The organism is Streptomyces sp. CC224B (assembly GCF_030010595.1).
Lineage (GTDB): Bacteria > Actinomycetota > Actinomycetes > Streptomycetales > Streptomycetaceae > Streptomyces > Streptomyces longispororuber.
Genome location: NZ_JASCXL010000004.1, coordinates 127,767 through 145,092 on the forward strand (window position 1 = coordinate 127,767; position 17,326 = coordinate 145,092).

Sequence of the window (17,326 nt, forward strand, 5' to 3'; positions counted from 1 at the left end):
TGCGTCCAGGATCCGCTGCGGACAGTTGGCGTGTTTTTGGCGGCTTCCGGCGTGTCGGTGTTCGGTGCGGTCCTATGATCTTGTAAACGGTCGCGGTGCCTCCGGTACGGTCACGCCTCAAGGCGTCCTGAGAGCAGCGCACCACCGCACCCGTTGTCCTCGTGAGTTGTCCTCGTGAGTGGCAGTCGTCCGCACCAAGTTCCTGTGCTGCGGTTCGAGCGCTTCGACCGCGGGACCGCATGCTCGACGGTGAGTACGGTGGCGCTGAGAACACGGCTCTGGGAGGTATCGGTCGACTGCGATCGTCAACCTGCGCGGGCTGGGGCGAGGGAAGCCAGCTACCTTCTGACATAGAAGGAGCAGGGACTGCCGAGTTGCACGCGTGCTCGTCCCGGAGGTGCGCGAAGCTAGGGTGTGGTGCTGAGATGGCCAGCGATACCTGTGGGGAAGCCCGTGCGTGAATATCTGCTGACGCTCTGCATCACGGCCGCGGTGACCTATCTGCTGACCGGCCCGGTGCGGAAGTTCGCGATCGTGGCCGGCGCCATGCCGGAGATCCGCGCGCGCGACGTGCACCGGGAACCGACACCCCGGCTCGGCGGTATCGCGATGTTCTTCGGCCTCTGCGCGGGCCTGCTGGTCGCCGACCACCTGCCCAACCTCAACGAGGTGTTCACCAAGTCCAACGAGCCGCGCGCGCTGCTCTCCGGCGCCGCCCTGATCTGGCTGATCGGCGTCCTCGACGACAAGTTCGAGATCGACGCGCTCATCAAGCTCGGCGGTCAGATGATCGCCGCGGGCGTCATGGTCATGCAGGGTCTGACGATCCTGTGGCTGCCCATCCCCGGCGTCGGCACGGTCTCGCTCACCCAGTGGCAGGGCACGCTCCTCACCGTCGCCCTCGTCGTCCTCACCATCAACGCCGTGAACTTCGTCGACGGCCTCGACGGCCTCGCGGCCGGAATGGTGTGCATCGCCGCCGCGGCGTTCTTCATGTACGCGTACCGCATCTGGTACGGCTACGGCATCGAGGCCGCCGCCCCCGCGACCCTCTTCGCGGCCATCCTGATGGGCATGTGCCTGGGCTTCCTGCCGCACAACATGCACCCGGCCAGGATCTTCATGGGCGACTCGGGGTCGATGCTGATCGGGCTCGTGCTCGCCGCGGGCGCCATCTCCATCACCGGGCAGGTCGACCCGGACGCGATGAAGCTGAACCTCGGCGGCAGCTCCCGCGACGCCACGCACGCGATGCTCCCGGTCTTCATCCCGCTGCTGATGCCGCTGACGATCATCGCCATCCCGTTCGCCGACCTGGTGCTCGCCATCGTGCGCCGCACCTGGAAGGGGCAGTCGCCGTTCGCCGCCGACCGCGGCCACCTGCACCACCGCCTCCTGGAGGTCGGCCACTCGCACAGCCGCGCGGTGCTGATCATGTACTTCTGGTCGGCGCTCATCGCCTTCGGCACCGTGGCGTACTCGGTCCACTCGACCAACATGTGGATCCTGCTGCTCATCGTCGCCCTCAGCGCCGTGGGCCTCGTCCTGCTCCTGCTGCCCCGCTTCACCCCGCACGCCCCCCGCTGGGCGGAGGGCTTCGTCCCGCCTCGCTACCGCCGCAGGAGGGCCGCCCTGGCCGCCGCGGCACCGGACGCCTCCGACGGGGCCGGCCGGGACGGGACGTACGAGACGCGCGAGGCGGATGGGGACGGTGGGGCCCCGACGGACCGCCCGGCCGTGGGCGCGGGCGTCAACGGAGCTACGGCGCTGGGCACCCGCCCGCGCTTCCTGGACCGGCTCAAGGCGGGCTCGTCGCGTTGACGCCCCGCGGCAAACCGCCCCTTTACCAGACAAAGGGGTCGCGTACGTGCACAGACGCGCGGCTTACTTCTCATGTGTGACACCGAGCACACCGAGCAGGTAAAGACCTCATCAAATAGTTTGTGATACGGTTCACGAGACCCGGCGACAGAGCCGAGGGACCGTAGTGCGACGGTCCGTCGGCCGGAGGATGCCGCTCGGCTCGGGTCTACGCTCGTCCATGACGACACCCTGCCCCCATCTGTAAGCGGAGTTGCCGCCATGCCGTCTCAAGACACCCGGACTCTCCTGCGGTCCGCCGTCCCCACCGCTGCCGTCGGCGCGATCATCGCCGTCGTCAGTGGTGTGGTCTCCGGCGGCAAGGGGGCGCTCGGTGCTGTCATCGGCACGGTCGTGGTCATCGCGTTCATGGGGCTCGGCATGCTCGTCCTGCAGCGGACGGCAAAATCGCTTCCGCAGTTGTTCCAGGCGATGGGCATGATGCTTTACGTCGCCCAGCTTCTGCTCCTCCTCATCTTCATGGCGTTGTTCAAGGACACCACCCTGTTCAACCCGAAGGTTTTCGCGCTCGCGCTCGCCGTGACGACGGTCGTCTGGATGGCGGCGCAGGCTCGTGCCCACATGAAGGCCAAGATCCTCTACGTCGAACCCGAACCCGAACCTTCCTCGGCTTCCTCTTCCCAGAAGAGCGGCAAGCCGGAGAAGCCGGGGTCGGAGACGTGAGAGGTAGGGCCGGGATAAATGCCCGTTCGAGATCCTGCTATCGTCCGGTGCCAACTGCGGCACTGCGGGCGCGGGCATCTGAGCTGACGCCTGCACCATCGCGAGGCTCGTTGCCTGAACGCCGCCCCCACATCCGAAACACCAGTCCGGTGCCGATCCGCGGCTGCGCGCCGCGCCGACTCGACAACGAGGTTGCCGTACCCATGCTTCACGCCGAAGGAGCCCGCGGTGAGTGCTGAACAAACTGAGCTCGCCTTTGACTGGAGCTGTCGGATCATGTCCGGCGACGGCGAAGACGGCTGCGGCTTCCCGGCCCCCGGCCTGCACTCGTTCCTCTTCAAGCCGATCTTCGAGGTCGGCGGGTTCGAGTTCAACAAGGTCATGCTCCTCGCCCTGATCACGACAGCGCTTGTGGTCACGTTCTTCTACGCGGCCTTCGGCAAGGCGAAGCTCGTACCGGGCAAGCTGCAGATGATCGGTGAGGCGGGTTACGACTTCGTCCGCCGCGGGATCGTCTACGAGACCATGGGCAAGAAGGACGGCGAGAAGTACGTCCCCTTGATGGTCTCGCTGTTCTTCTTCATCTGGATCATGAACATCTGGTCGGTGATCCCGCTGGCCCAGTTCCCGGTGTCGTCGGTCATCGCCTACCCGTTCGTGCTCGCGGGCATCGTCTACCTGGTCTGGGTGCCCCTGACGTTCAAGCGCCACGGGTTCGTCGGCGGCTGGAAGAACATCACGGGTTACGACAACTCGCTCGGTCCCATCAAGTGGCTCGTGTCGTTCATCGAGTTCTTCTCGAACCTGCTGGTGCGTCCCTTCACGCACGCGGTGCGACTCTTCGCCAACATGTTTGCCGGTCACCTGATGCTGGTGATGTTCACCGTCGCCTCCTGGTACCTGCTGAACAGCTGGATGATCCCGGCCGCCGGCGTCTCCTTCGTGATGACCGTGGCCATGATCGGCTTCGAACTCTTCGTGCAGGCCGTCCAGGCGTACGTCTTCGTGCTCCTCGCCTGCTCCTACATTCAGGGCGCTCTCGCCAAGCACCACTGAGCCCCTCTGCAACCCCCAAGCGCCCGGTGGCCAACCCCCACCGGTCCATGCAAAGAGAAGGAAGTAACGGCATGTCCGCGACTCTCGAGCTCGCCGCCCTCCAGGGCGACATCAAGGCCCTCGGCTCCATCGGCTACGGCCTCGCGGCCATCGGCCCGGGCATCGGCGTCGGCATCGTCTTCGGTAAGGGCACCGAGGCCCTCGCCCGTCAGCCCGAGGCTGCCGGTCTGATCCGTGCCAACCAGATCCTTGGTTTCGCCTTCTGTGAGGCCCTCGCCCTCATCGGCATCGTCATGCCGTTCGTCTACGGCTCCTGAGTGCCGCAGACGAATAGCCCCGTTCGACGAAAGGCACTGATGTGATCGCCAACCTGGTTCAGCTGGCGGCCGAGCATGGGGAAGAGCAGAACCCGCTCATCCCCCCGGGTCCCGAGCTGCTTGTCGGCGCCATCGCCTTCGCCATCGTTTTCTTCTTCTTCTGGAAGAAGCTCATCCCGAACATCAACAAGGTTCTGGAAGAGCGCCGGGAGGCGATCGAAGGCGGTATCGAGAAGGCCGAGGCCGCCCAGACCGAGGCCCAGAGCGTCCTCGAGCAGTACAAGGCTCAGCTCGCCGAGGCCCGGCACGAGGCCGCGCGTCTGCGCCAGGAGGCGCAGGAGCAGGGCGCCCAGCTCATCGCCGAGATGCGGGCCGAGGGCCAGCGGCAGCGCGAGGAGATCGTCGCCGCCGGTCACGCCCAGATCGAGGCCGACCGCAAGGCCGCCGCGCAGGCGCTGCGTCAGGACGTGGGCCTGCTGGCCACCGAGCTGGCCGGCAAGCTCGTCGGTGAGTCCCTGGACGACCACGCGCGCCAGAGCCGCACCATCGACCGCTTCCTCGACGAGCTCGACGAGAAGGCGACGAAGGCCGAGGCGACTCGATGACAGCGCATGGAGCGAGCCGCGAGGCGCTGGCCGCCGCGCGCGAGCGCCTCGACGCGCTGACCGACAACACCGCGGTCGACGCCCGGCAGCTCGCGGACGAGCTGGCCGCCGTCACCGCGCTGCTCGACCGGGAGGTCTCGCTGCGTCGGGTCCTGACCGACCCGGCGCAGGCCGGCGAGGCCAAGGCCGAGCTGGCCGGGCGCCTGCTCGGCGGCAAGGTCGGCGGCGAGACCGCTGACCTGGTCGCAGGCATGGTCCGCTCCCGCTGGTCCGCCTCGCGCGACCTGGTGGACGCCCTGGAGGAGCTGGCGAACGTCGCCGACCTGACCGCCGCGCAGAAGTCGGGCGCGCTGGACACGGTCGAGGACGAGCTGTTCCGCTTCGGCCGGATCGTCGCCTCCAGCACCGAGCTGCGGGCGGCGCTGACCGACCGGGGCGCCGGCGCCCCGGCGAAGAGCGCGCTGCTGGGCAACCTGCTCGGCGGCAAGGCGGAGGCCGTCACGGAGCGTCTCGTCGAGCGCCTTGTGACCGCGCCGCGTGGACGTAGCCTGGAAGCGGGACTCGAGTCCCTCTCCAAGCTGGCCGCGGACCGCCGGGAGCGCATGGTCGCCGTCGTCACGTCCGCTGTTCCGCTGTCGGACCGGCAGAAGCAGCGACTGGGCGCGGCGCTCGCCAAGATCTACGGGCGCCAGATGCACCTGAACCTGGACGTGGCCCCCGAGGTCGTCGGCGGGATCCGGGTGCAGGTCGGCGACGAGGTCATCAACGGTTCCGTCGCGGACCGGATCGAGGACGCGCGCCGCCGCATGGCGGGCTAGTAACTCGACAAGCTAGACAACGGCCCGAGTTGGGCCGTGCAGAGTATGCAAAGTTTCTGGGGGGAGCCCCCAGATCCCCCAAAGAAACTTCGGGCCCAACAAGGAGAGCAGGGAACCCAGATGGCGGAGCTCACGATCCGGCCGGAGGAGATCCGGGACGCGCTGGAGAACTTTGTCCAGGCGTACAAGCCGGACGCGGCCTCGCGCGAGGAGGTCGGTACGGTCACCCTGGCCGGCGATGGCATCGCGAAGGTCGAGGGCCTGCCCTCGGCCATGGCCAACGAACTGCTGAAGTTCGAGGACGGGACCCTCGGTCTCGCGCTGAACCTGGAAGAGCGCGAGATCGGTTCGATCATCCTCGGTGAGTTCAGCGGCATCGAGGAGGGCCAGTCGGTGCAGCGCACCGGCGAGGTCCTGTCGGTCGCGGTGGGCGAGGGCTACCTCGGCCGCGTCGTCGACCCGCTCGGCAACCCGATCGACGGCCTCGGCGAGATCGAGACGTCCGGCCGCCGCGCCCTGGAGCTGCAGGCCCCGGGCGTCATGGCCCGTAAGTCGGTGCACGAGCCGATGGAGACCGGCTACAAGGCCGTCGACGCGATGACGCCGATCGGCCGTGGCCAGCGCCAGCTGATCATCGGTGACCGCCAGACCGGCAAGACCGCCCTGGCCGTCGACACCATCATCAACCAGCGCGACAACTGGCGCTCGGGTGACGTGAACAAGCAGGTCCGCTGCATCTACGTCGCCATCGGTCAGAAGGGTTCCACCATCGCCTCCGTGCGTGGTGCGCTCGAAGAGGCCGGCGCCCTGGAGTACACGACCATCGTCGCCGCCCCGGCGTCGGACCCGGCGGGCTTCAAGTACCTGGCCCCCTACACCGGTTCCGCCATCGGCCAGCACTGGATGTACGAGGGCAAGCACGTCCTCATCATCTTCGACGACCTGTCGAAGCAGGCCGACGCCTACCGTGCCGTCTCCCTGCTCCTGCGCCGCCCGCCGGGGCGCGAGGCCTACCCGGGTGACGTCTTCTACCTGCACTCCCGTCTGCTCGAGCGCTGCGCGAAGCTCTCGGACGAGATGGGCAAGGGCTCGATGACCGGTCTGCCGATCGTCGAGACCAAGGCGAACGACGTGTCGGCGTTCATCCCGACCAACGTCATCTCCATCACCGACGGCCAGTGCTTCCTGGAGTCGGACCTGTTCAACGCCGGTCAGCGCCCCGCCCTGAACGTCGGTATCTCCGTGTCCCGAGTCGGTGGCTCCGCGCAGCACAAGGCGATGAAGCAGGTCTCCGGCCGACTGCGCGTGGACCTCGCCCAGTTCCGCGAGCTGGAGGCGTTCGCCGCCTTCGGTTCGGACCTGGACGCCGCGTCCAAGGCCCAGCTGGAGCGCGGCCAGCGCATGGTCGAGCTGCTCAAGCAGGCCCAGTACCAGCCGATGCCGACCGAGGACCAGGTCGTCTCCGTGTGGGCCGGTACCACCGGCAAGATGGACGACGTCCCGGTCGCCGACATCCGCCGCTTCGAGAAGGAGCTCCTCGAGTACCTGCACCGCAAGGAGCAGGGCCTCATGACCTCCATCAAGGAGGGCGGCAAGATGTCGGACGACACCCTCACGGCCGTCGCCGACGCCATCGCGGACTTCAAGAAGCAGTTCGAGACCTCGGACGGGAAGCTTCTCGGCGAGGACGCTCCGGCCGCCGCCAAGTGACGTAGGGAAGGGACCTGACTCATGGGAGCCCAGCTCCGGGTCTACAAGCGTCGCATCCGCTCCGTCACCGCGACCAAGAAGATCACCAAGGCGATGGAGATGATCGCCGCCTCGCGCGTCGTCAAGGCGCAGCGCAAGGTGGCGGCCTCCACGCCGTACGCGACCGAGCTCACCCGCGCGGTCACGGCGGTGGGCACCGGCTCGAACACCAAGCACCCGCTGACGACGGAGGCGGAGACGGCGACGCGAGCCGCCGTGCTCCTGCTGACCAGCGACCGCGGTCTGGCCGGCGCGTTCAACGCCAACGCCATCAAGGCCGCGGAGCAGCTCACCGCGCGCCTGGAGGCGCAGGGCAAGGAGGTCGACACGTACATCGTCGGCCGCCGCGGTGTCGCCCACTACAACTTCCGCGAGCGCAAGATCGCGAAGCAGTGGACGGGCTTCACCGACCAGCCGGAGTACGCGGACGCCAAGGCGGTCGCGGGCCCGCTGATCGAGGCCATCGAGAAGGACACGGCGGACGGCGGCGTGGACGAGCTCCACATCGTCTACACCGAGTTCGTCTCGATGATGACGCAGACGGCCATCGACAGCCGGCTGCTGCCGCTGAGCCTCGACGAGGTGGCCGAGGAGTCGCCGGCGAAGGGTGAGATCCCGCCGCTGTACGACTTCGAGCCGTCGGCGGAGGACGTCCTCGACGCCCTGCTGCCGCGCTATGTCGAGAGCCGCATCTACAACGCGCTGCTGCAGTCGGCTGCCTCCAAGCACGCCGCCACGCGCCGCGCGATGAAGTCGGCCACCGACAACGCCGGTGACTTGATCAACAACCTGTCCCGGCTTGCCAACGCGGCCCGCCAGGCCGAAATCACCCAGGAAATCAGCGAGATCGTTGGTGGCGCTTCCGCGCTGGCCGACGCGACCGCGGGGAGTGACAAGTAATGACGACCACTGTTGAGACGGCCGTTGCCACGGGCCGCGTCGCCCGGGTCATCGGCCCGGTCGTCGACGTGGAGTTCCCCGTCGACGCGATGCCGGAGATCTACAACGCCCTGCACGTCGAGGTCGCCGACCCGGCGCAGGACGGCGCGAAGAAGACCCTGACGCTCGAGGTCGCCCAGCACCTCGGTGACGGCCTGGTCCGCGCGATCTCCATGCAGCCCACCGACGGCCTGGTCCGCCAGGCCCCGGTGACCGACACCGGCGACGGCATCACCGTCCCGGTCGGCGACTTCACCAAGGGCAAGGTGTTCAACACCCTCGGCGAGGTGCTGAACGTCGACGAGCAGTACTCGGGCGAGCGCTGGTCCATCCACCGCAAGGCCCCGAACTTCGACGAGCTCGAGTCGAAGACCGAGATGTTCGAGACCGGCGTCAAGGTCATCGACCTCCTCACCCCGTACGTCAAGGGTGGAAAGATCGGTCTGTTCGGCGGCGCCGGCGTCGGCAAGACGGTGCTCATCCAGGAGATGATCTACCGCGTCGCCAACAACCACGACGGTGTCTCCGTGTTCGCCGGTGTCGGCGAGCGCACCCGTGAGGGCAACGACCTCATCGAGGAGATGTCGGACTCGGGCGTCATCGACAAGACCGCCCTAGTCTTCGGCCAGATGGACGAGCCCCCGGGCACCCGTCTGCGCGTGGCCCTGGCCGGTCTGACCATGGCGGAGTACTTCCGCGATGTGCAGAAGCAGGACGTGCTGTTCTTCATCGACAACATCTTCCGCTTCACGCAGGCCGGTTCCGAGGTGTCGACCCTGCTCGGCCGCATGCCCTCCGCGGTGGGCTACCAGCCGAACCTGGCCGACGAGATGGGCCTCCTCCAGGAGCGCATCACCTCGACCCGCGGTCACTCGATCACCTCGATGCAGGCGATCTACGTCCCCGCGGACGACCTGACCGACCCGGCCCCGGCCACCACCTTCGCCCACCTCGACGCGACGACGGTGCTCTCCCGTCCGATCTCGGAGAAGGGCATCTACCCGGCCGTGGACCCGCTGGACTCCACGTCCCGCATCCTGGACCCGCGGTACATCACGCAGGACCACTACAACACCGCCATGCGGGTCAAGAACATCCTGCAGAAGTACAAGGACCTCCAGGACATCATCGCCATCCTCGGCATCGACGAGCTCGGCGAGGAGGACAAGCTGGTGGTCTCCCGCGCGCGCCGCGTGGAGCGCTTCCTGTCCCAGAACACCCACGTCGCCAAGCAGTTCACCGGCGTCGACGGTTCGGACGTGTCCCTCGACGAGTCGATCGCGGCCTTCAACGCGATCTGCGACGGCGAGTACGACCACTTCCCCGAGCAGGCGTTCTTCATGTGCGGTGGCCTCGACGACCTCAAGGCCAACGCCAAGGAGCTCGGCGTCTCCTGAGTCCCGTGACTCTCGGCGGAGGGGCGGGCACGGCCCTCGCGGGGACCGTGTCCCGCCCCTCCCCCCACGCCCCGTAGAATTTGACCCAACACCCGGCTGAACCGCCGGGTGGTGACCCGAGGAGCCACCCTTGGCTGCTGAGCTGCATGTCGAGCTGGTCGCCGCGGACCGCAGCGTCTGGTCCGGCGAGGCCACCCTGGTCGTCGCGCGCACCACGTCCGGCGACATCGGCGTCATGCCCGGTCACCAGCCGCTGCTCGGTGTGCTGGAGTCGGGCCCGGTGACCATTCGGACGAGCGACGGCAACACCGTCGTCGCCGCGGTGCACGGCGGTTTCATCTCGTTCGCGGACAACAAGCTGTCGTTGCTCGCCGAGATCGCCGAGCTCTCCGACGAGATCGACGTCCAGCGTGCGGAGCGGGCGCTCGAGCGTGCCAAGTCGGAGGCCGACGCCTCCGCCGAGCGGCGCGCCGACGTCCGACTGCGTGCGGTGGCGGCGCGCTGACCCCAGCGCGCGGCGTAACGTGACTCAGCCGCGGCCAGGTCCGGAATATCCCGGACCGGGTCGCGGCTGAGGCGATGCAGGTGCTTTTTCGGGTGCGGTTGCGGTTGTTCGGTCCGTGTCGGAAGTCTTGTTCGAAGCGTTCGAGACTGTGGTGAGGCGAGGAGGTCGGTGCCGATGATCCTCGTTCTGCTCGTGTGCGGACTTGCGTTGATCGCACTGGTGTTGCTGGGACTCTTCGTCTTCGGACTGCGCCGCAGACTCATCCAGCGCTCCGGCGGCACCTTCGACTGCAGCCTGCGGTGGAACGCCCCGGGGCCCGACGAGGCCCCGGACACCTCCGGCAAGGGCTGGGGGTACGGCGTCGCCCGTTACAACGGTGACCGGATCGAGTGGTTCCGGGTGTTCTCGTACGCGCCCCGGCCGCGGCGGGTCCTTGAGCGGGCCTCCATCGAGGTCGTCGACCGGCGCGCGCCCGACGGCGAGGAGGAGCTGGCGCTGCTGTCCGACGCCGTCGTGCTGGGGTGTCTGCACCGGGGGGTGCGGTTGGAGCTGGCCATGAGTGAGGATGCGCTGACCGGGTTTCTGGCGTGGCTGGAGGCTGCGCCGCCGGGGCAGCGGGTGAACGTGGCGTAGGCCTCGCGGGGGCGCCCCAGGCCCGCCCCTTCCCGAAACCGGGGGCTGCCGCCCCCGGGCCCCCGCCTTCGTCTGGGGCTTCGCCCCTTTCCCCCTTTTTTGGCGCTTCGCGCCTCGTCCTCAAACGCCGGACGGGCTGTTACCCGGCTGGACCAGGCCCGTCTCGTAAGCCGCTATCACCGCTTGGGCGCGGTCGCGGGTGCCCAGTTTGGCGAAGACCGCTGTGACGTGGTTCTTCACCGTGGAGGGGCTGATCCGGAGTTCCCCGGCTATCTCCGTGTTGTCGTAGCCCCTGGCGATCAGTGTCCAGACGTCCGTCTCGCGGGACGTGAGGTCGGGGCGGACGTGCTGCGCCGCCGGGCGGGGCGCGGGCGTGGTGACGTACGCCGAGATGAGCCGGGTCAGCAGCCGCGGGGCCACCGCCGCCTCGCCGCGGCTCACCGTGTGGACGGCGGCCACCAGCTCCTCCGGCGACACGTCCTTGGGCAGGAAGCCCGCGGCGCCCGCGCGCAGCGCGCCGACCACGTACTCGTCCATGTCGAACGTGCTGAGGGCGAGGACGCGGCACTCGGGCAGCTCGGCGGCCAGGGCCGCGGTCGCCTCGACGCCGTCGAGGCGGGGCATGCGGATGTCCATGAGGACCACGTCGGGCCGCAGCCGCAGCGCGAGGTCCAGGGCCTCGCGGCCGTCGCCCGCCTCGCCGACGACGCGCACGCCGGGGTCGGCGTGGAAGATCAGCGCGAGTCCCCTGCGTACCAGCGGCTGGTCGTCGGCTATCAGGACGGTCAGGGAGCTGTCGGGTGCGGTCAACGGATCGTCGCTCTCTGGTGGGTGGCGGGGGTCTGCTCGCCGGTGGGCAGGGGCAGTGTCGCAAGGACCCGGAAGCCGCCCCCGGGCCGGGGGCCCGTCTCCAGGGTGCCGCCGTGCAGGGCCACGCGTTCGCGCATGCCGACGAGGCCGTGTCCGGCGCGGCCCTTGCGCGGGGTGTCGCCGCTGCCGGAGCCGTCGTCCTGGACCTCGACGGTGAGCCGCTCGGGCCCGTAGCCGAGGCGCACCGTGGCGTGGGCCCGGCCGGCGTGCTTGCGGACGTTGGTGAGGGCTTCCTGGACGATCCGGAACACGGTCAGGCCGAGGGTGGGCGCGAGCTCCTGGCGCTCGCCCTCGACGAGCAGCTCGGTCTCCACGCCCGCCTGGCGCGACTCGGCGACCACCCGGGGCAGGTCGTCGACGTCCGGCTGGGGCGCAGCCGGGCCGTTCTCGGCGTCGTCGTCGGTGCGCAGGACGTCCAGGAGCTGTCGCATCTCGCTGAGGGCGAGGCGGCCGGAGTCCTCCAGGGACTCCAGGGCGTCCTGGGCGAGGGCCGCGTCGTGGTGGAGCACCTTGCGGGCGCCGCCCGCCATGAGCTGCATCGCGGTGATGTGGTGGGCGACGACGTCGTGCAGCTCGCGGGCGATGCGGCGGCGCTCGGCGGCGACCGCGCCCGCGGCGAGCAGTTCCCGGTGGGCGGCGAGCTGCCGCTGCCACTGGCGGCCCGCGCAGCCCGCGACGACCACCATGCTCACGCCCACGACGTCACCGACGAGCGCGCGCACCAGCTCCTCGTCCTCGCCGATGCCGGGCACCTGGAGTCCGACGAAGGCCACGAGACCGGCGGCCACCGCGACGCGCGGCGGCCGCGACAGGCCCACGGAGAACAGGGCGGCGACGAGGGAGAGGGACAGGCCGTACGCGTTGGCGGCGAGGCAGCTGATGACGGTCACGGTGACGAGCACGGCGGCGAAGGCGGCCAGCGGGTGGCGCCGGTACCAGACCAGGCAGACGGGGAGCAGGAAGTACAGCGCGAAGACGCGTGCGTCCCAGTTCACGCCGTTGGTGCCCACGTTCAGCATGTAGGCGGTGAGGTCGAGGACCAGGGTGGCGAGCGCCACCTGGACGTCCCGGCGGCTCGGCCGGCGGTCGCCGGGCCGTGGCGGGTGGCTGCGCGCGAGCATGCCGTACTGACTCCTTGCCGGGGGGACGTGTGTGTCCATTCCAGTCTGCGGGACGGGCGCCGGCGTCATCCTCGCGACGGAGTGCGCGACTGGGAGCAGGGTCCTGGTCGGGCGGCGGGCCGTGGCCCTGGTCCCGGGGCGGTTTCGTCGCCGCGGGCGAGGAGAGGGCGGGGGTGCCGGTGATCTTCTGGAAGGGCCCGGTGGGACCGGGCTCCACCCACCTGCCGGAGGAACCGGAACCGTGATCAGATCCCTGACGGCGTGCACGACACGCCACGCCTGGAAGTTCATCCTGCTGTGGGCCGTGGCCGGCATCGCGCTGACCCTCGTCGGCCAGTCCAAGATGTACAGCGTCACCGAGCCCGACGTCGGCAACTTCCTGCCGAAGTCGTACGACTCGGCGGCCGCCCTGCGGATCGCCGAGGACAAGTTCGGCGCCAAGCCCGACGGCAACGCCGTCACCGTGCTCGTCGCCCGCGAGGACGGGCGCAGGCTCGCCGCGGCCGACGGCGCGCGCATCGACAGGATCGCTGCCGGGCTCGGCAAGCACCGCCTGACGATGGAGAACCCCGACGACATGCCGTCGTTCCTGCTGGACGACCACTCCCAGAGGCCGGTCGTGCGGCCGGTGGCCGACGCGCCCGACAAGTCGTTCCGCCTGCTCTCCGTCGCGCTCAAGGGCAACAACAACGACCCCGCGCTCCAGGACCTCTTCCGCGACTTCCGCGAGCACGCGCAGAAGGAGTTCGACCGGGCCGGCCTGCGCAGCGGGTTCACCGGCGGCCTCGCGGACCTCGCCGACACGGCGGAGGACCAGGAGGACACCGAGAAGCTGGTCGGCATCCTGACCATGGGGCTCATCGTGCTCCTGAACGTGCTCGCCTTCCGCAGCGTGCTCGCCGCGCTCCTGCCGCTGCTCGCGGTGACGATCATCGGAGGCGCCGCGGCCGGCGCGGTGGTCTGCACGGCCCTGCTGTTCGACTTCAAGCTCGACCCGTCGACGCCGTCCCTGATCACGGTGGTGCTCCTGGGCATCGGCGTCGACTACTTCCTGTTCCTGCTGTTCCGCTTCCGCGAGCTGCTGCGGGCCGATCCGGCGGCGCGCCCGCGGGACGTCGCGGGGGAGTGCGCGGGCCGGGTCGGCGCGGCCATCGCGTCGGCCGCGCTCACCATCGTGGCCGCGTTCGCCACCCTGGGCATCGCGAGCTTCGGGCAGTTCAAGGTGCTCGGCCCGGCCATCGCGGTGTGCGTCCTGGTGATGCTCGTCGCCAGCCTCACCTTCATGCCCGCGCTGCTCGCGGTGTCGGGGCGCAAGATGTTCTGGCCGTCGCGGTCGCTGCGCAAGCAGCCGCGGGCGGGGATGAGCGCCCGGCTCGGGGAGCGCATCGCCCGGCGTCCGTTCCTCTTCGTGGCCGCCAGTGTCGGTCTCCTGGTCGCGCTGAGCGCCGGCGCGCTCGGCATGAAGATGGACTACGGCACGGACCCGGGCCCGGACGACACACCCGCGGCGGTGACGGCCGAGGAGATCGCCGAGGCGCTGCCGGGCGGCGTGGACAGCCCGCACACCGTGTACGTCACGGGCGAGGGGTCGAAGGAGGTCACGATCGACCGGGCGGGACTCGACGGGCTCACCAAGGGGCTGAAGGCCGTCAAGGGCGTCGGGCGGGTGGCGCGGCCGGTGCTCAACAAGGAGCACACGGCCGCCAAGGTGGACTTCTACCTGGACATGGACGTGCAGTCGCAGCGGGCCCGCGACGTCGTCTCCGACGAGGTGCGGCCCGTGGTCTCCCAGGCGGCGCCGCCCGGCACCGAGGCCCATGTGTCGGGCCAGGCCGCGATCTTCTCGGACATCTCCGAGGCGGTGTCGAAGGACCTCAAGGTGGTCTTCCCGGTGGCGGCGGCGCTGATCGCCCTGATCCTGGTGGCCCTGCTGCGCAGCCTGCTCGCGCCGCTGGTCCTGATGCTCGCCATCGGGCTGGGCTTCACGGCGACGCTCGGGTCCGGCGTGCTCGTCTTCCAGCACCTCCTCGACCGGCCGGGGGTGTCCTTCACGCTTCCGCTGGTGCTGTTCCTGTTCGTCGTCGCCCTCGGCACCGACTACAACATCCTGATCAGCGACCGCATCCGGGAGGAGATGGGGCGGCCGGGCACGGCCCGGCAGGCGGTGGCCGCCGCGGTGCGGCACACGGCCCCGGCCGTCGTCACCGCCGGAGTCGTCCTCGCGGGCTCCTTCGCGAGCCTCGCGGTGAACCCGTCCCCGGCCACCCAGGAGATCGGCCTCGTCACCGCGCTCGGCATCGGCCTCTCGTCGCTCGTCCTCTCGATCGTCCTGGTGCCCGCGGTGGTGGCGATGCTCGGCCGGGCGACGTGGTGGCCCTCCCGGGCGGGCCGCGGGTCCGGCGGCGCGCACGGCCGCCACGGCGGGTACGGCGGCCACGGCGGGCCCGGCCACCAGGCGGCCGCCCCCGCGGAGTACGGCTCGTACGCGGGGACCCACCAGCAGCAGGCGTACGGCTCGCCGTACGGACCGGAGCGCGGCTCGGGGGTCCGCCGCTGACGGCGGGCGTGGAGAAGCCGGGGAGGCGGGGGGCGTTCCCGTCTCCCCGGCTTCGTCGGGGTCCCGGCCGTGTCAGGGGGCGGGAGCACGGCCGGGGGTGCCCGCGGCGGCCACCGGGGTGCAGGCGGTGGCCGCCGCGGCCGTGGCGGTGGTCACCGGGGTCGCGGCGGTGACCACCGGGGCCCTACTTCAGGCCCTCGTGGATCGCGGTGGCCAGCTCGCCGTTGGCGGTGTCGCCGCTGAACTCCCAGAAGAAGGCGCCGCCGAGTCCCTGCTCCTTGGCCCAGGCCATCTTGGCCCGGACGGTCGCCGGGGTGTCGTACGACCACCAGTTGGTGCCGCAGTGGGCGTAGGCCGTGCCCGCGACGGTGCCGTTGGACGGGCAGGAGTTCTTCAGGACCTTGTAGTCCTCGATGCCCTGCTCGTAGGAGCCCTGCGCGGGGCCGGTGGCGGTGCCGCCGGGCTCCTTCTGGGTGACGCCGGTCCAGCCGCGGCCGTAGAAGCCGATGCCGAGCAGCAGCTTCTTGGCCGGTACGCCCTTGGCCTTGAGCTTGCTGATCGCGGCCGCGGAGTTGAAGCCCTGCTTCGGGATGCCCGGGTAGTCGGTGAGCGGGGAGTGCGGGGCGGTCGGGCCCTTGGCGTCCCAGGCGCCGAAGAAGTCGTACGTCATCACGTTGTACCAGTCGGTGTACTGCGCGGCGCCGCCGTAGTCGGCGGAGTCGATCTTGCCGCCGGGGGAGGCGTCGGCGGTGATGGCGGCGGTGACGAGGTTGTTCGCGCCGAACTTGCCCCGGAACGCCTGCATCATCGTCTTCATCACGGCCGGGCCCGAGCTGTCACAGGTCAGGCCGCACGCGTTCGGGTACTCCCAGTCCAGGTCGATGCCGTCGAAGACGTCGGCCCAGCGCGGGTCCTCGACCAGCTTGTGGCAGGAGTCGGCGAACGCCTCGGGGTTCTTCATGGCGTCGGTGAAGCCGCCGGACCAGGTCCAGCCGCCGAACGACCACAGCACCTTGATGTGCGGGTACTTGGCCTTCAGCTTGCGGAGCTGGTTGAAGTTGCCGCGCAGTGGCTGGTCCCAGGTGTCGGCCACGCCGTCCACGGACTGGTCGGCGGTGTAGGCCTTCTCGTAGTCGGCGTAGGAGTCGCCGATGGTGCAGCGGCCGTTCTGGACGTTGCCGAAGGCGTAGTTGATGTGCGTGATCTTCTCGGCGGAGCCGGAGGTCACGATGTTCTTCACGTGGTAGTTGCGCTGGTAGACGCCCCAGTTGGTGAAGTAGCCGAGCTTCACCTTGGCACCGGGGTCGGGGTCCGGGCCGCCGCCGCCGGCGGTGCGCACCTTCACGGACGCGCTGGCCGGGCCGGTCTGGTCCGCGGTGTCGCGGGCCTGGACGGCGTAGGAGTAGTCGGTGCCCTTGGTGAGCCCGGAGTCGGCGTACGAGGTGCCGGTCACGGTGGCGACCTTGGCGCCGTCGCGCAGCACGTCGTAGTTCTTGACGCCCTTGTCGTCGGTGGCGGCCTTCCAGTCCAGCTTCACCGAGGTCTCGGTGATGCCGGACGCGGTCGGGGCGCCGGGCGCGGAGGGCGGCTTGTCACCGGGCTGGCCGCCGCCGTCGCAGCTCTCGCCGTTGAGCGTGCAGTTGTCCGGGTTGCCGGTGCCGGTGCCGTTGAACCCGAAGGTGACGGACGCGCCGGGGGCGAGCGTCCCGTTCCAGCCGAGGTTCTTGGCGGTCCAGCGGTTGCCGGAGTTGGTGACGGTGGCGTCCCAGGCGGAGGTGACCCTGGTCCCGGACGGGAAGTCCCACTCGACGGTCCAGGAGCTGAGGGCGGCGGTGCCGGTGTTCTTGACGGTCCACTTGCCCTCGAAGCCGCTGCCCCAGTCCTGGGACTTGGTGTACGTGGCGGTGGCCTGGGCGGCGGCCCCGGCGGCGGCCTTCGGCGGGGCGTCCGGTGCGGCCTCGGCGCTTCCCGAGAGCGCGACGAGGGTGGCGAAGGGCAGCAGCAGGGTGGTGAGCCCCGCCACCAGCCGGTGTCTTGACCTGTGACTGACGCGCAAGGTGTGCTCCTCGGTCGAGTTCCGGGGGTGGGGGTGGAACCCTGCGACGCCCGTGAGCACCGTGTGGATGTCGTGTACATCTCCTGTGCTCACCGCAGTGCGGCGAGAATAGAAAGGTCTGGACCAACGGTCAAGGGTGTCGGCCGCCGCCGCGGGGGC

Annotated in this window: 15 protein-coding genes; 12 read left to right on the plus strand and 3 right to left on the minus strand. The window is 69.8% G+C overall.

The features are described 5' to 3' along the window. Positions 1-453: 453 nt before the first annotated feature. From QK440_RS03220 to QK440_RS03270, 11 genes are all read left to right on the plus strand, one after another. Positions 454-1,821 carry an MraY family glycosyltransferase gene (locus tag QK440_RS03220; RefSeq protein WP_282791375.1) on the plus strand — a complete coding sequence of 456 codons (1,368 nt, stop codon included), beginning with the start codon at positions 454-456 and terminating at the stop codon, positions 1,819-1,821. Between the two features lie 261 nt (positions 1,822-2,082). Continuing rightward, a complete protein-coding gene (locus QK440_RS03225) occupies positions 2,083-2,544 on the plus strand; it encodes a hypothetical protein (RefSeq protein WP_282791376.1) in 462 nt (153 codons plus the stop codon). Positions 2,545-2,820: 276 nt separating this feature from the next. Further along, entirely contained in the window at positions 2,821-3,600 is a 780-nt protein-coding gene (gene atpB, locus QK440_RS03230; RefSeq protein ID WP_282791412.1) for a F0F1 ATP synthase subunit A, read from the plus strand. A 71-nt stretch (positions 3,601-3,671) separates the two neighbouring features. Further along, positions 3,672-3,917, plus strand: a complete 246-nt coding sequence (gene atpE, locus QK440_RS03235) for an ATP synthase F0 subunit C (protein ID WP_016643250.1) — start codon at positions 3,672-3,674, stop codon at positions 3,915-3,917. Positions 3,918-3,958: 41 nt separating this feature from the next. Then, entirely contained in the window at positions 3,959-4,522 is a 564-nt protein-coding gene (locus tag QK440_RS03240; RefSeq protein WP_282791377.1) for a F0F1 ATP synthase subunit B, read from the plus strand. Next, positions 4,519-5,340: a F0F1 ATP synthase subunit delta gene (locus QK440_RS03245; protein WP_282791378.1), complete on the plus strand. Its 822-nt coding sequence runs from the start codon at positions 4,519-4,521 to the stop codon at positions 5,338-5,340. Before QK440_RS03240 ends, QK440_RS03245 begins: the two co-directional genes overlap by 4 nt. Positions 5,341-5,460: 120 nt before the next feature. Next, the gene (atpA, locus tag QK440_RS03250) at positions 5,461-7,050 is read left to right on the plus strand and encodes a F0F1 ATP synthase subunit alpha (protein WP_282791379.1); all 1,590 of its coding nucleotides are present in this window, start codon (positions 5,461-5,463) and stop codon (positions 7,048-7,050) included. 21 nt (positions 7,051-7,071) lie between these two features. Continuing rightward, complete coding sequence (locus QK440_RS03255; protein WP_282791380.1) at positions 7,072-7,989, plus strand: F0F1 ATP synthase subunit gamma; 918 nt, start codon at positions 7,072-7,074, stop codon at positions 7,987-7,989. Beyond that, positions 7,989-9,425 (plus strand): F0F1 ATP synthase subunit beta, encoded by a 1,437-nt coding sequence (atpD, locus tag QK440_RS03260; protein WP_282791381.1) that lies wholly within the window; start codon positions 7,989-7,991, stop codon positions 9,423-9,425. The genes QK440_RS03255 and atpD overlap by 1 nt, the downstream gene beginning before the upstream one ends. Positions 9,426-9,555: 130 nt before the next feature. Continuing rightward, the gene (locus tag QK440_RS03265) at positions 9,556-9,930 is read left to right on the plus strand and encodes a F0F1 ATP synthase subunit epsilon (protein WP_282791382.1); all 375 of its coding nucleotides are present in this window, start codon (positions 9,556-9,558) and stop codon (positions 9,928-9,930) included. 174 nt (positions 9,931-10,104) lie between these two features. After that, a complete protein-coding gene (locus QK440_RS03270) occupies positions 10,105-10,563 on the plus strand; it encodes a DUF2550 domain-containing protein (RefSeq protein WP_282791383.1) in 459 nt (152 codons plus the stop codon). A gap of 120 nt (positions 10,564-10,683) precedes the next feature. On the opposite strand, the gene QK440_RS03275 is transcribed toward QK440_RS03270, so the two are convergent. Together QK440_RS03275 and QK440_RS03280 are read right to left on the minus strand one after the other, a co-directional pair. Then, positions 10,684-11,373: a response regulator transcription factor gene (locus tag QK440_RS03275; RefSeq protein ID WP_282791384.1), complete on the minus strand. Its 690-nt coding sequence runs from the start codon at positions 11,371-11,373 to the stop codon at positions 10,684-10,686. Continuing rightward, a complete protein-coding gene (locus tag QK440_RS03280; RefSeq protein ID WP_282791385.1) occupies positions 11,370-12,554 on the minus strand; it encodes a sensor histidine kinase in 1,185 nt (394 codons plus the stop codon). The genes QK440_RS03275 and QK440_RS03280 overlap by 4 nt, the downstream gene beginning before the upstream one ends. A gap of 241 nt (positions 12,555-12,795) precedes the next feature. On the opposite strand from QK440_RS03280, the gene QK440_RS03285 reads away from it, so the two are divergent. Then, entirely contained in the window at positions 12,796-15,111 is a 2,316-nt protein-coding gene (locus tag QK440_RS03285; protein ID WP_282791386.1) for an MMPL family transporter, read from the plus strand. A 184-nt stretch (positions 15,112-15,295) separates the two neighbouring features. Here QK440_RS03285 and QK440_RS03290 read toward each other — a convergent pair whose 3' ends face one another. After that, on the minus strand, positions 15,296-17,167 hold the full coding sequence (locus QK440_RS03290; protein ID WP_282791387.1) for a glycoside hydrolase family 18 chitinase: 1,872 nt from the start codon (positions 17,165-17,167) through the stop codon (positions 15,296-15,298). Positions 17,168-17,326 lie beyond the last annotated feature (159 nt).

What these genes read in the sequence shown, in the direction of transcription:
- QK440_RS03225 (WP_282791376.1), top strand. Translation starts at nt 2,083, where the DNA reads ATGCCGTCTCAAGACACCCGGACTCTCCTGCGGTCCGCCGTCCCCACC.
- atpB (WP_282791412.1), top strand. Translation starts at nt 2,821, where the DNA reads ATGTCCGGCGACGGCGAAGACGGCTGCGGCTTCCCGGCCCCCGGCCTG.
- atpE (WP_016643250.1), top strand. Translation starts at nt 3,672, where the DNA reads ATGTCCGCGACTCTCGAGCTCGCCGCCCTCCAGGGCGACATCAAGGCC.
- QK440_RS03245 (WP_282791378.1), top strand. Translation starts at nt 4,519, where the DNA reads ATGACAGCGCATGGAGCGAGCCGCGAGGCGCTGGCCGCCGCGCGCGAG.
- atpA (WP_282791379.1), top strand. Translation starts at nt 5,461, where the DNA reads ATGGCGGAGCTCACGATCCGGCCGGAGGAGATCCGGGACGCGCTGGAG.
- QK440_RS03255 (WP_282791380.1), top strand. Translation starts at nt 7,072, where the DNA reads ATGGGAGCCCAGCTCCGGGTCTACAAGCGTCGCATCCGCTCCGTCACC.
- atpD (WP_282791381.1), top strand. Translation starts at nt 7,989, where the DNA reads ATGACGACCACTGTTGAGACGGCCGTTGCCACGGGCCGCGTCGCCCGG.
- QK440_RS03270 (WP_282791383.1), top strand. Translation starts at nt 10,105, where the DNA reads ATGATCCTCGTTCTGCTCGTGTGCGGACTTGCGTTGATCGCACTGGTG.
- QK440_RS03280 (WP_282791385.1), bottom strand. Translation starts at nt 12,554, where the DNA reads ATGCTCGCGCGCAGCCACCCGCCACGGCCCGGCGACCGCCGGCCGAGC.